The following is a 13372-nucleotide window of genomic DNA, read 5'->3' as shown; positions in this document are numbered from 1 at the left end:
TTAACCCCGGACCAGATGGCCAACAGCAACGCCGTCAGAAGGGCGGCATAACAACAACCGGGTATAGCTTATCAAGCCCGCAAAACTGTCCGAACGGACGGGACCACCTCATAAGAGACTGGCTTCGATCCCTTCTGGTCTAAACACGAAAAATTCGGTTGAGCCGCAGGCAAGTCCGTTCACAAGGTCTTGTGCAATGGCGGCTTTGCCGTTTTCCATACAAGGCGTGATTTTCGCGAAAATTACATCTCCATCTGAGAAATGCGTATAGCCTTTCGACACCTCTTTATATTTCCGCGAAGCAGACTCAACTATTTTGCCGCTATGTTCATCTATGGCCGACATTGGAACAAATGATACATTGCTTTCCGGCAGAAGATCGGATTTGTGTTTAGGGTTGAAAGCCGCAATGTGACCGAGCGTCGTCTCAACCCATCCTTTCGGCAACATCACTCCACTGCCTCCGCGCCGACATCCCCCGCATCCCCCTCAAGGTCCGCCATCAGCGCCGCGATTTCTTCCAGAGCCGATTTCAGATGGCTTTCGATAGTCGCTGCGATATCCGCCGGAGTTTCCAACCCGTCTTCCGCCTGATCCGTCGTGTCTTTCAGCCAGGTGATGTCAAGATTGTCGCCTCTTGCTGCGATGTCCTTGCGTGTGAAGCGACGAAAACGGCCTTCCTCGCCCTGATCCTTGCGTTTTGCGCGTCCATTACGGTCCGAGCCGAAGGCTTTGACGAAATCATCCAGATCGCTGATGCGGAACGGGTTGGTCTTGCCATAGGACGGCGCGCCGGAGCGGGCGTCGTAGATCCAGACAGCTTTCGTGGCGTCCTCGACCGGCGCTTCGTCTTCCGAACGGGTGAAGAACAGCACGTTGGTTTTCACGCCCTGGGCGTAGAAGATGCCGACGGGAAGGCGCAGGATCGTGTGCAGGTCACACCAGTTCATCAGCATTTTGCGCAGGGCCTTACCGCGCCCGTCATCGAACAACACGTTATCAGGGATGATGACGGCGGCCCGACCTCCCGGCTTCAGGGCGCGAATGCAGTGTTCCACGAAGGGAAGCTGGTAGGAGGAGACGGACGAGGAGATCGTCAGATCGTCGCGCGTCGGCGGCCCACCTGCGGGGCCGAACGGCGGGTTGGTCAGGATCAGATCGATATTTTTGAACTGTGGGCGCGCACCGGTCGGACTGAGCGTGTCGCCGAGCACGATATTGTTCGGGTCGATGCTGTGCAGATAGAGATTCATCAGTAGCAGGCGATAGGTGTCTGGGACGTTTTCGATGCCGCGTAACGCGTCCTGAAGCTGGAATGCCTGCTGCTTGGGTGACAGGGTGAAGTAATCGTCCGTTTCGGCCTTCATATGCAGATTTGCGGCAATCAGGAAGCCGCCGGTGCCGCTGGCCGGGTCTTCGATGATCTCGCCGGCTTCCGGCTGCATCAGACGCACCATGACGTCGATCAGGGCGCGGGGGGTGAAATACTGACCGGCGCCGCGTTTGGTCTCTTCCGCCATACGCTGGAGCAGACCTTCATAAGCATCGCCGAAGGAGTCACGCTCTTCCGTGAACCAGTGCAACTCATCGATGGCATTAATGAGTTTGCGCAGGTTCGCCGGATCGCGCACGATTGTCGCGGCGTTCTGGAAGATGGAGACGATGGCGCGGTCAGAAACCTTTTCCCCGTCCCCGAGGTCGATCAGGGCTTGCCGATAGAGTTTGAGAACTTCGGTTTCGTTGGCGCTTTTGAGGACTTTCCAGCGGTATTGCGCGGGAATGCGCGTCTCGTCCTTCTGCTCGGACGCCATTTTCAGAAAGAGCAGATAGGTCAGTTCCGTGACGTATTGCTGGTAGGTGACGCCATCCTTGCGGAGCAGGGTGCAAAGGCGCCAGAGCTTGTTCACCAGATCGGCAGCGGGATTCATACGTCAGACACTTCCTGTTACGCGGCTCGGCCTCCTTCTGATTCGTCGGACCAGATGGCGGCATTGAGATCCTTCAATACATCACCAAGGCCAGAATCAAAGGTCTGGTTGATCACGTCAAAGCCGCCCTGCTGTGCAAACAGCGGGTCGGACAGCAGGGCCGGATCACCCACGGGCTGGTCTTTCAGGGCGCGGCCGATACGGTTCAGCCATTGTGTCTGTCTGGGCGTCCAGTTCCGGGAGGCTAGGATCTTCTGTACGCCGTTTTCCACGCGGGTTGCGTAGGGCACCAGTGCATCGCCGAGAGCAGCCTGCCGGACGAAGCCGAGAATGTGGGCGGCGATGTCGGCGTTGCGTGCGGTGCCGTAAGCGCGGCGGAGACTGGCTTCGGAGAAACCATGTTCATCCAGTGCGGTAGCGAGATCCTTAAGATCCTGCCGGGTGAGGTCACGGGGCTTCTGTGTTGCCGCGATCAGGGCCGGAAGCGCGTTCATGTTGGCGCGGATATAGGCCTCGAAACTTTCGATATAGTCGGCGGGACTGGCCTGTGTCCCGAAGGTATCGGTGATGGAGACAAGTTCGTCCTCATGCTCCGAGATATAGACGCCGTTCGGACGCGGGCGGTGCCCCGCGTGGTCGAGGATGGTCGCGAAGGACGGATGCCGGGCGAACAGATCCGCCGTCGCCGATGGCGGTGCGTCACGGAGCTGGTCTGGCAGGGCGGTCAGGGGGCCGAGCACGGCTTCGAGCGGTGCGGCGTATTCGGGGTCGATATGACGGACGCGCTGGCGCAGTTTGACGACGATCTGATCGCGGACCCATGTACGGTCTTCATCCGTGGATGCGCGGTTCAGATCGCCAAGAAGAGTCGCGAAGCTAAGTGAGGGATTGACTACTACCGGCTTCATGTCGGTGACGGTTTGCAGGTTGGCGTAAATATCGACCGCATCGAAAATGCGGAAATATTCCTTGCCGATCTCGTCGCATCGGCGTGTGGCGCGACCGATCATCTGGTCATACAGGATACGGCTGTTGACGCGGCGCACGAAGACGAGGTTGACGATGGAAGGGATGTCGATCCCCGTGGTCAGCAGATCGACGGTGACGACGTATTTCGGGCGAGGGTCACTGCGAAAGACCTTAATCCGCTCATTCGGGCGATCGACCTCACCGGTGATCTTCTCGACCATGTCATGCGGCTGGGGACCATATTCTTCGGTTAACGCCTGACGCAGCGCCTTGACCAGAATATCGGCATGCGTGTCGCGGGCCGCGAAGATCAGCGTCTTGCCGGGCTTGTCCGGCGGGCATTCCAACGCGACGGCGGTGGCCACTGCGCGGTTGAAGGGTTCCGTGTGGACCTTCCTGTTGAACTCGGCGACCTCGAAATCGACTTCGTCTTCAAGATCGAAGAGATCGACCTGATTGGTGCGGGAGTCCACGACGGCGACTTCCTCGCCTGCGTCAAAGTGAATGCCCGTCTGGCTGAGAGCTGTCGTGATGCGACGTGGCGGGCGATGGTCGATAAGATGTCCCGCGATGACGGCCTGACGATAGCTGTAATGAAAGACCGGTGCGCCGAAAATCTCTCTCGTATGCAGGGCCGGCGTTGCCGTCAGGGCGATCTGGGTGGCGTCAAAATAATCGAGGACGCGGCGATAGGCGGAGAGGTAATCGTCCAGGTTGCGGAAACCGAGATCGTCATCTCGCAATTCGGCATCCAGCACATAACCACGATGCGCCTCATCGATGATGATGAGATCGTAGCTGCCGGGTGTCGGATGCTGGCCGTCCGGGTTATCAAAGAGACGGCGGATCATGGCCTGCACGGTGGAAACCTGAACCCTGTCCTCAAGGTCGGGGATCACCTTGTCCATTCCGGCAATCGGAAAGATCTTATCGAATTTGAGCAGGCTGGCGGTTTCGGTATTGCTCATGGAATCCAGCGTCTGGATACCGAGGGCTTTCCGGTCGACCAGGAACAGGATGCGCCGGAACCGCTGGGCGCGGAGAAGCTCGTACATCAGCGCGATGGCAAGGCGGGTTTTGCCGGTTCCGGTCGCCATGGCGATGAGAAGGCGACGCTGCCTGTTGGCGATGGCCGCCTCGACAGCATGAACAGCTTCAATCTGGTAATCACGCAATCCCGTCACGCCGAGCTGGCGGTCGGGATCTTCCAGAACTGTGGAATCGAGCTTCTGCTCCAGTCTTGCGGTCAGGTCACGCGGCGAAAACCAGTCCATCAGGGCACGTTGGGGCTCCCCGGTACGGGCGTCCCAGAACCAGATGCCCGAGAGGGCTTCCAGTCTCTTGAAATAGGGACGACCGTTGGTCACGAATACGAACGGAACACGAAACGCCGTGGCATCGTCTGATGGGGTAAAAGTCAGTTTTTGTTCGGGAGTCAGGATGATATCCCGACCGTAGCGTTTGGATTGTCCAAGGCGTCCAGCCACGTTCCTGATGGAACGCTTGGCTTCGATGACGCCGACAGCCTGACCGTCAATAAAAAGCGCATAATCGACGCGACCGCTTTCGGTCGGCCATTCCGCAATGGCGATCGCCCGCCCCGCTTCGGGGCGCGTGCCTCTGGCGTGGCGGAGGGTCCTGCTGTCCGCTTCCCAGCCTGCGGCACGAAGCTGCGCGTCGATGAGCACGCGGGTGGTCGCCTCGTCGATCTCCAGTTCCTGCGCTTTCTGATCGGCCATCTGCGCCAGATCCGAAAGTTCTGCCACAGGTGAGGCGACGGCCTGAGCCTGCATCTGCGCCAGAGTGCGTTCGGCTGTTTGACGTTCCCGGTCCGCCTCGGCGGCGTAAGTCTCCCAGAATGCGCGGTCTTCAGCTTCCCTGGCCGCGCGCTCCTGGAGGGTTGCCTGCGCTGCGATGGCTTCCTGCGCGGCCATACGGGCCTTTGCTTCGGCGTCCGTGCTATCGGAAACGGCTTTGCGCAGAGCTTCGATTTCCTCACGCAGAGCCGGTGTCGCGTCTTCCGGCGGCCGGGGCGGGACGAACGGTCCAGCGCGGAAATTGGGGGCCTGATTGTAAACCTGATGGAACCAGATACCGATCAGCCGGGCCATTTTAAGCGCTTCAAGCGCTTCAGAACGTGTGCCTGCGTTTTCATGAACGGCCGCATTGCCGACGCGCTTGATATGAAAAAACAGGTCGGCAATCTGACGTTGCAGCAATCCGCGTCTCTGAAGAGCGCGAAGGACGTCGTCAAAGGTAGCGCGCGTGTCGGGCAGTTCACCATGCCTGGCGGCGATATCCTTGGCCGTCAGTTCCGCGAGCTGCCGCGTCTTGATGAGAGATGTCGGCGGGTCGAGAAGGAAGAAATGTTCGGCGAGTTGACCCAGTTTGGTCAGTTCCGGCGCGTCTTTTGCCAGAAAGGCAAAATTACCGGTCTGTTCCACCCTCTCCTTCATCCGTCAGACCTTATGCCGCGATCCCATCTGTAAAATAATCTCTGTCATAACGTGGATATAGTCAAACCAGGCATTGGATGATGGTGACTGCATAATCCGACATGTTGCCGTCCTCGGAGAGGAAAGGCACCTGTTCACTCAGTGCCCGCACCATCAGAGATGATCAAAGGGAGTCACGGTGATGTATGGGCAGGCCCATCGGGGCTTTCAGGTGTTCTGCAGAAGGGTAAAACCTTCCACAGAAATGGCGACCGTGATCTCGTTGGGATCAGTATCCAGAATGCCGATCTGACTCTTGATAGCAATCTCTTAGAAAGAGACGACACTGACTGGCAACTGTGTTTACGCTACGCTTTCTGGCCGACCGCTTTTAGCCCCATTCCGACGAGTTGCTGCCGTCTTTGCCGGGCTGGCGGATGACCTGCCTGCGCATCCCGTCTGTACTGCCATCGAGATTCGGAGACCGTAGACCAGAGACCTTCGACCACAATATCGGCATCAAAGCGGGGCCAGTGAAGGCCATTACCCAGCGGAGTGATTTCGATCTCAGCCAGATCATTCAGAGAAGTGCCCTGCAAATCCTGTAACAGATCCGCGGGCAAACTCATCTTAACGCCATTGGAAAGCGGTGATTGAAATTGGCAGGAAAGCCCGCCTGATACGAGCAGGCGGCTCGTAAGGCAGGCGCGTTCCATAGGGCAACGGTTCCTCATGCGGTGTCTGCAAGGTTTATCCGCGCTCGTCGCTTCCTTCATGTCACACTTCCCCATCCGCGCTTATGACGTGAACGTGCATCGGTAAATGATCTGCCGTGTAAATCACGACACGAAATCTATTAATGCGCAGAAGTGTTGGCATGATTCACTATATCCCTATCGCTTGGTTTTTTAATCAGAACCATGCAGCCGAAAATGGGGAGGGGGAGGCCCGTCTTTTGCTTTCGATCCGGCTCGCCGGACAAAGATCAAAAACAACCAGAAATCGCTCACCATTCAGACACACGCAAAAAACCTCCCGCGCTCGGAAACTACGTCCTGAACGCGAATCATCATCTGAAATCTCAAAACAGCTCAGGCACGTTCGACACCACGTTCGATTTCTGCCGACGTTCACCATCATCGTAAAAACTGCACGACGCTAAGAATCTACGGTCCAATCACGAATCATCATGTGAAATCCAGAAAACGCTCAGGGACGTACAACATCACGCCGAAAACCTGACGTGCTCCTGAACGCTACCCCCCAAAACTTCGCACGCGTCGAATCTACGGCCCGATCCCGAATCATCATGTGAAATCCCGAAAACGCTCAGTCACGTTCAACATCACGCTGGAAATCCGAAGCCCATCAGAAACAGACAGAAAACCACCCTACATTCTGAAAAGCACCAGAAACCGCTATATTCCTGAACGTGTGACAGGTTTCTACGGAAAAACCATCAGACCCGATTCCGGGAAAACGACCCCGCAGAAAACCGCCATATTTCAGGCCCAGAAGCCGTCTGGCCCAACCGCCTGATAGAGACCGCAAAAGGGCCCGGAGATGCCTCACACGGGCCTTAAAAACCGCAGAAAACCGATATTCCCAGTCATAAGGGAGGTCTGGATGAACGAGGATCAGAAGCCAGACCACTAAGACACGTTCAAAAGATTCACCTTAGGACTGGGAAACTATCAAAAAGGCACGATAACAGATTTTTGGAGCAAAGCTCCGAAAAACCTTGGAAAACAACCGCTTACACTAATGTTTTCCTTCGTGCCCTGCCGGGGGCGTCAGCACCCTACGGGCGCGTCATTCCTGATGCACGCGCCACCTCACGGTGTCGCGCCGTCCCCTGCCATGGGGACGGCGGTGCAGATTGCCTGAGCCAATCGCTTTCTAAGTCATGATCACCCTGATCCATGTCTTCGGAGGTGCAGAAGTTTCGGACGGGAAACCTCGAAATACCGAACGAGATGATCTTGCAGCGAGAGATCGGGGACCAGTGGCGATCAGATGGCCAAAAGGATTGTCAGCTTTCGGTTATCCCCCGGCAATGTATTCTCTTCACACGCCCCGGTTGTTCACCAGAAATCAGACGCACGGACTCTTTTGGGGTTCTGTTTCATCTTTGGCTTCGCGGGTTGAGGACATTGTCGTCCTCACCCCAGAGCGGCCGTTGGCCGTGGGTTCGTGCTTCGAACAAAAGAGGTTTCCTCTCTCTCTGTGGTCTCACTCTTTTCGAGATCGTTTATCATGAATTCCCAGAAATCCGTCGAACCGGTCTATGACCCGGTCGATCAGCTATACGATGCAACGGCAGTCCTGAATGGGGTTGTCCTTCCTTCTCTGCGGGAGATCATCAGGTCTCCATGCACCGGGCTACAGGATCCTCGCCTTGAAGGCATCGTGCTCATCGTCGAGCAGGTCGCCGCGAACCTGGACCGCGCATTCGCGCAGAGCCTTGCTGAGTCCGGACCGTCACCTTCCGCTGTCCATCACTCCACTGCAGAGGAGTGCATCGCATGAGACAGGAACTTCAAAACAGTTCTGGTCTGACGATCAGAATTGTCAGCCTCGTGCCCGGAGTTGAGTCTCTGCGGCCTGAACCGGCGTCGGGCGCGAGGACCCGCGAAACGGTCTGGGCCGTGTGCCTCTACGACCTCGGTTTTGCCTCAGACACAGGGCAGCCGCTTCAGTCTGAGCATTTCGCACTGTGGTTTCCTGCGGACCAGCCCGTTTCTGTAAAAATGCAGGACGCTGTCGGCCCCGGGATGCTTCTGCCTGCCAGCGACCTGCTCCGGGCGGAAATTCTCGAACGACCCGGCCCATCAGTTGTGGACGACGAAGACGGGGCTCTCAGTATGCAAGGCCGCTCGCCGGATGTTGTTGTCCTTGCCGACGAGCGTGCGGCGCACTGGATCACCCCGACCCCAATGGACCCGGTGCGCTACATCCATTTTGTTTCAGTAGTCCGCGGACTGTTTCCCGAACTGAGCAGGGTACCGGACGCCATCAATGCACTCGGATGCCACTACGGCTTCACCGGGACGGGCGGAGCCCACCCCGGCTCAGCCATTGCACAAATCCATGTGCTCGCACGCATCATCGAAACACTGCTGTCTGAGCACACGCTCAATGAACTGATCAGGTTCGTTCCCTGATTCATCCGGCCGACTGCGGCCTGAATCAGGCCGCAGTGATTCCATTTTTTCCGAAAGACAAAGTCATGCTTCTTACCACATGCCCGTCCGTGATGACGGGCCGGCACTTCGTCGCGCGCTCTTCGTTCCTTGAACCGACCGAAGCCGATCTTCACCTGTACCGCACACTGGCAATGAAGTTGCGTGTGCAGCCGCCATCCAGTCTGTTCCGATATCTGTTACCCCAGGGCCAGCACCTTATGCACCTTGGTGATCGCGCTACGTGGGTCTGGGCCAATCTCCTGAAAATCGCGCAGGCGAAATGGCCCGATCTTCCATCGTACGGGAACATTGCCTCCGACGGCACATGCCTGAATTCCGTAGTCGAAAGGATCGTGTATGAAGCGATCGTGCCAGTCGTTCCCGATGACGTCGCGGTTGATCTTGAGGCTGCCATCAGTTCCGACAGCCAGAGGCGGTTTCATTCCGACATCGCGGTGCGGCTTCGGTCGCAGGTCCAGCATATCGAAATCGTCGGGGCGTGTGGCTCTGACCGTGTCACAAGGAATGAGTGGGAACAGAAATTGCTGGCTCAGTTCGATCGCCGTCTTCTGGTCTACGAAGCGGCCGGGATTCAGCCCGAAGTCTGGTATCTGGACCAGATGCTTGAACCTGACCGGCTGAGACAGCGTTTTCTGCAAATCGTCGCCGGCCTGCGGAAGCGGGTGTCGTGACGGCGCGTCCGGTTCACCTGCCGCGCTGGCCCGCAGGTCGTCTTTGCCTGATCGATCTGATTCCTCAAAACCTGGGGGCGCCGTTTCACGGCGCTCCAATCATCCTCTCTCATCGGGAGGGTTTTTTCGAGGCGGGATCGTCAATGACCTGGATCTCGGACTGGAGCCAGCGGTGCGGGTGTCTTGAAGAAACACTGGACGATGCGGGACAACCACACCTGACGGTCAATGACAGCCTGTTCCGTGGACTGATGCCGTCAGGACGTGCGGCACCGCTGATTTTCGCTGGATACCACATGCATTTTTTACGGCGGCTCCTCGGAGGGCCGCATGACCATCCGCCCTACGATTTATGCCTGTACACAGGAATCCGGCATTTCTGCCCGTGGATCTCCGATTTTGGGTTGCAGCTAGCTGCTCTCGAGCTTGTTCCGGAAAATATCCATCTGATGACCCGCGCAGGTCCCTCGGCACGACAGGCCTGCGCGGAAACACTGCTGGACTTTCTCCTTAAGAAAGCGCCGGCCAACCAGCTGGTGGCCCTTTCGGGAGTCCGTGTTCCGCCCCCGCCTGATGAGGAGCCGCTCGCGGGAATGCCCGGCTGGCGGTGTATGACGTCGAGGTTTGTTTTCACGGCGGATTAGACGCGCGCGATGGGGCCGCATCCGTTCTCCTGTCGCCGATGGCCCCCTGATGGTCATACGGAGGCAGGTGGGTTGCGCCTGCCTCTGCGCGCACGTGCATCAGGCACGGGAACGGCCGTTTCGTTACGCATCCCGAAAACAGGGCGTCTGTCGAAAACCAGAAGATAATGACACTCCGCCGTTCGCCACGAAATTCGACCCGAAAAAGTTCACTTCATGAGGATAAGTCTGTCACCCGGACAGAAGCTCCGGCAACCACGCAGACAGATCCAGACAGACTGCTTACGCTCTATCTAGGACATTCAGATCATTCCAGAATGGACCGGAAAGCAGACATTCGTGGCAGGCTATGTCATTTCTGATAAGTGCGCTCGATCGCCACCGTAACCACAGCAAGCGAGCCAGCACTACCAACCAGCAACGTCAGGAGTGCCGGGGCAACGCCGAGCTGATCGATCAGCAAACCTGTAATCCACGGCAGGATACCGCCAAGCAGATAACCGCCCGTCTGGGTGAGCCCGGTCAGCCGTGTCGCCTCTGATCTGCCGTGTGCGAAATCCAGAGGCTGGAGGAGCGCTATCGGGAACAGGCCTCCCGTCGCAATTCCGATCATCAAAGGTGCCAGCCATGGCAGCGACTTTGCGAGCAGCAGGCTGAGCGTACCCAGAATGGCGAGGCCGGAAAAAATCAGGGCTGCCTTGATGGTTGTAAGTTTCAGAGCGCGCATGATGACATGCATGCAAAAACTGATGCTCGTCTGGAACAGCATCATGATGGCGACAAGAAGCCCTGCAGTATGGTCAGAATAGCCCAGGGCACCATACAGGGACGGCAGCCACGCTATTGCGACGTAATTGATCCCAGCCTGAAGACCGAAGAACAGCGTCAGTTCAAGAATGCCGCTCCGGCTGATCGTGAGAGAGGGCTGTGACGCGGAGCGAGCAGGCGCAGCAATATCCTCACGCCATAGTATCCAGCAAAACCCGGCAAGTGCCGTGGGAAGCGCCCAGATAGCCAGCCCCAGCGGCCAGCTCCCGGTGACGTCACTGATGCGGGGCGTTCCGAACGCGGCCACGGCTGAACCTACGCCCATGCTGGCCGCATAGACGCTCATGGCTGCCGGTGCGCGGGAGGCAAACTCACCCTTGATGAAACCCGACAGTAGCGGCCGGATGATTGCGTCGACCACGCCTACCCCGACGGCCGTGAAAAGCAGCACTCCATAGCTGCCACCGTCGAGGCGGAGCAGCAGGACGATCGTCAGAAGCGCCAATGCCATTATCATGGAGCGTTTCAGGCCAAGTCGCCGTTCCAGCCTATGCCCGAGCGGGGAGAGGCCGCCCATGCACAGGACTGGAAGTGTGGTCAGCAAGCCCAGTTCGGCGTTGGAGATGGCAAGAGTTCGTTCGATCCGGTCGAGGATGGGAGAGAGGGATGCAATTCCGGTCCGCAGACAGACCCCGGCACCGAAGATCATCAGCCAGGGCAGAAGCGTTTTCGCGGAACGTGTCATACTCTCTGCTATACAGACTGATTTTTTATCCAGCGCTCGACAGGATGCCATAAACTGTCGAAAATATGCCAGATGAAGCAATCCCGATCCCTGCAGGCCAGCAGTCTTGCTGATCGCACGCCTCCTACAGAGTTACGTCCAGTGCGCGTGCATGCAGAGCATCATGTGGAAGCTGCGGATGTCGAACCTCATTGCCACGCTGATCTTGGACAGCTTCTGGCGACCACGCATGGCGTGATCCGCGTCACGACCGAAGAGAATCAGTGGCTGTTACCGCCCGGGCGGGCACTCCTGCTGCCACCGGGTGTGGTGCATGCCGTTCATAGCCCCAAGGAAAGCAGGCTGCGTGCCGTGCTGATTGCGCCGCAGATGTGCCGTGATTTTCTGCCAGCCTGTCGCATCATCGCCCTTACAACGCTGTTGCAAGCACTGATTGATGCGGTTGCCAGATGCCCAGCATATTATCCTGTTCCTTCACCGGCGTCGCGTATGGTGGCGGTGCTGCTGGACCAGATCGCATCGGCACACTCCGAACCTCTGGGTGTACCGCGTCTTTCGGATACACGGCTGCGGCGTGTCACGGATGCGCTGATGGCCTTTCCGGCGGATGGCAGGTCACTGTCCGAATGGCAGGATGTGGCTGGGGCCAGCAGTCGGACGCTGGCCCGGTTGTTTGAAGCTGAGGTCGGCATGAGCTTCAGTCACTATCGCCGACAGGTGCAGATGCAGGCCGCCGTTGGCATGCTGTCATCAGGCCTGCCAGTTGGAGAGGTTGCGCACGCACTTGGTTATTCCACGGCATCCGCGTTTGCGTTTGCATTCCGAAAGACCCTCGGCAGTCCGCCTAACCGATTTCGTGACCAGTTTAAGTGGTCTGATTGCCGGATTATTTAAGAACGATAGTTTCGTTTTTCGTCGCAGCCACTTGCCCGCACCTTCGCGTGGCTTCCAAACGGGCACAGGTTTCATCCAATTTCGCTTTCAGCGTTTCCCAGCGTGCAAGTTCTTCCGGCAATGCCTTCAGATCACTATCGGTGGCGTCCGCGTGCTCCGCCTGTTTCATCAGTTTCGTGATATCCACAGCCAACTGTTCACGCAGGACCTGCGTAAATGCCGCTTCAATAGCCTTCCGGTTCGTTCTGCTAAAGGCAGCAATCGTGTCGTGATCCGGATTCTGGTTCGCCGCCACGAAGTGCCCCCGATGTCACGATATGTCGTCCGCTTGATCCACCGTGAGGAGAAAAATCCCGTTCGCGTAACCAAAGATCAGAAGGGTCAGTATTAGACGCGCATGATACTCCGCCTTGCCACCCGTGCGCACCGGCAAGCAGAACGCGGTCATCGGAACCCACTCAACAGCGGCGACAATGAAATGCGCCATATAGTCAGCAGGAAGCCACGACTTTAGATCAGGCGGCAGAAGATACGGCTGGGATCGGTCAAACGGGATGAAGCCGCTAATCTCATCACCTACAGCCGCGGCACTTCCGAGGGTAACCCAGCCCGACAGGCTGCTAAAGCGTCAGTACGTTGATGATATTTTCTTATCTTGGGTAATCACCGGGCAGGAACCCGGAGCGCGGGTTACGCAACTGAAGTCTTTCCGGCAGATGCATATATGATCTGTTGCGGTCACGAATGGCGGGCATTGTATCGGGCCCAATAAGCACGCCAGACGGGCAATAAGGTGCCTGATCGTATAGTGCGTGGTCAGACTTGGATATTTTTATGGTCGTCGCCTGAAAGTCCAGGAACAGAAATGGATGTCCCCTGTCTTCATCCAACTCCCGACGACCGCAGCGCAACTGGCGCATGTCTACGAACCACCAGTCGAGAGACATGGCATGATAATATGCAATAACCTCGTAAAAGGTTCGCATAGTCCCACGGGCGTATCTTAGTGTCTGACCGAAAATGAGTTGAGTGATTTCAGCGGGTTATGATTCATGGGTTTGCGATAACCTGATGAGATCAAGATGGCCTGGACTGAAATCACCCGAGCGCAG

Annotated in this window: 10 protein-coding genes and 1 pseudogene; 5 read left to right on the top strand and 6 right to left on the bottom strand. The window is 57.4% G+C overall.

The genetic code is table 11. The features are described 5' to 3' along the window. Positions 1-108: 108 nt before the first annotated feature. The 4 genes from GOB85_RS17125 to GOB85_RS17110 form a co-directional block, all read right to left on the bottom strand. Positions 109-453, bottom strand: a complete 345-nt coding sequence (locus tag GOB85_RS17125) for a restriction endonuclease subunit S (RefSeq protein ID WP_173578645.1) — start codon at positions 451-453, stop codon at positions 109-111. Next, positions 450-1928, bottom strand: coding sequence for a class I SAM-dependent DNA methyltransferase (locus GOB85_RS17120; protein ID WP_173578646.1), 1479 nt, complete (start codon positions 1926-1928; stop codon positions 450-452). The genes GOB85_RS17125 and GOB85_RS17120 overlap by 4 nt, the downstream gene beginning before the upstream one ends. A 17-nt stretch (positions 1929-1945) precedes the next feature. After that, positions 1946-5353: a type I restriction-modification system endonuclease gene (gene hsdR, locus GOB85_RS17115; protein WP_173578647.1), complete on the bottom strand. Its 3408-nt coding sequence runs from the start codon at positions 5351-5353 to the stop codon at positions 1946-1948. 347 nt (positions 5354-5700) lie between these two features. Further along, positions 5701-5961 carry a DUF2442 domain-containing protein gene (locus GOB85_RS17110; RefSeq protein ID WP_242011600.1) on the bottom strand — a complete coding sequence of 87 codons (261 nt, stop codon included), beginning with the start codon at positions 5959-5961 and terminating at the stop codon, positions 5701-5703. 1627 nt (positions 5962-7588) lie between these two features. Between GOB85_RS17110 and GOB85_RS17105 the strand changes: the two genes are divergently transcribed. From GOB85_RS17105 to GOB85_RS17090, 4 genes are all read left to right on the top strand, one after another. Next, positions 7589-7861 (top strand): hypothetical protein, encoded by a 273-nt coding sequence (locus GOB85_RS17105; protein WP_173578648.1) that lies wholly within the window; start codon positions 7589-7591, stop codon positions 7859-7861. Beyond that, positions 7858-8496, top strand: coding sequence for a hypothetical protein (locus GOB85_RS17100; RefSeq protein WP_173578649.1), 639 nt, complete (start codon positions 7858-7860; stop codon positions 8494-8496). The genes GOB85_RS17105 and GOB85_RS17100 overlap by 4 nt, the downstream gene beginning before the upstream one ends. Positions 8497-8561: 65 nt before the next feature. Beyond that, positions 8562-9209 carry a hypothetical protein gene (locus GOB85_RS17095; protein WP_173578650.1) on the top strand — a complete coding sequence of 216 codons (648 nt, stop codon included), beginning with the start codon at positions 8562-8564 and terminating at the stop codon, positions 9207-9209. Then, a complete protein-coding gene (locus GOB85_RS17090) occupies positions 9206-9853 on the top strand; it encodes a hypothetical protein (RefSeq protein ID WP_173578651.1) in 648 nt (215 codons plus the stop codon). Before GOB85_RS17095 ends, GOB85_RS17090 begins: the two co-directional genes overlap by 4 nt. Positions 9854-10205: 352 nt before the next feature. Here GOB85_RS17090 and GOB85_RS17085 read toward each other — a convergent pair whose 3' ends face one another. Then, complete coding sequence (locus GOB85_RS17085) at positions 10206-11366, bottom strand: MFS transporter (protein ID WP_173578652.1); 1161 nt, start codon at positions 11364-11366, stop codon at positions 10206-10208. A 141-nt stretch (positions 11367-11507) separates the two neighbouring features. On the opposite strand from GOB85_RS17085, the gene GOB85_RS17080 reads away from it, so the two are divergent. Further along, complete coding sequence (locus GOB85_RS17080) at positions 11508-12260, top strand: AraC family transcriptional regulator (RefSeq protein ID WP_338421793.1); 753 nt, start codon at positions 11508-11510, stop codon at positions 12258-12260. 40 nt (positions 12261-12300) lie between these two features. Here the strand turns inward: GOB85_RS17080 and GOB85_RS17075 are convergent. Next, a pseudogene (locus GOB85_RS17075) lies at positions 12301-12828 on the bottom strand (transposase); the annotation flags it as partial. Positions 12829-13372 lie beyond the last annotated feature (544 nt).

The organism is Acetobacter fallax (assembly GCF_011516735.1).
Classification (GTDB): Bacteria; Pseudomonadota; Alphaproteobacteria; order Acetobacterales; family Acetobacteraceae; genus Acetobacter; species Acetobacter fallax.
The sequence above is the reverse complement of the archived record's forward strand: the minus strand, read 5'-3'. Positions and strand labels throughout refer to the sequence as shown.

What these genes read in the sequence shown, in the direction of transcription:
- GOB85_RS17120 (WP_173578646.1), bottom strand. Translation starts at nt 1,928, where the DNA reads ATGAATCCCGCTGCCGATCTGGTGAACAAGCTCTGGCGCCTTTGCACC.
- hsdR (WP_173578647.1), bottom strand. Translation starts at nt 5,353, where the DNA reads ATGAAGGAGAGGGTGGAACAGACCGGTAATTTTGCCTTTCTGGCAAAA.
- GOB85_RS17110 (WP_242011600.1), bottom strand. Translation starts at nt 5,961, where the DNA reads ATGAGTTTGCCCGCGGATCTGTTACAGGATTTGCAGGGCACTTCTCTG.
- GOB85_RS17105 (WP_173578648.1), top strand. Translation starts at nt 7,589, where the DNA reads ATGAATTCCCAGAAATCCGTCGAACCGGTCTATGACCCGGTCGATCAG.
- GOB85_RS17100 (WP_173578649.1), top strand. Translation starts at nt 7,858, where the DNA reads ATGAGACAGGAACTTCAAAACAGTTCTGGTCTGACGATCAGAATTGTC.
- GOB85_RS17095 (WP_173578650.1), top strand. Translation starts at nt 8,562, where the DNA reads ATGCTTCTTACCACATGCCCGTCCGTGATGACGGGCCGGCACTTCGTC.
- GOB85_RS17085 (WP_173578652.1), bottom strand. Translation starts at nt 11,366, where the DNA reads ATGACACGTTCCGCGAAAACGCTTCTGCCCTGGCTGATGATCTTCGGT.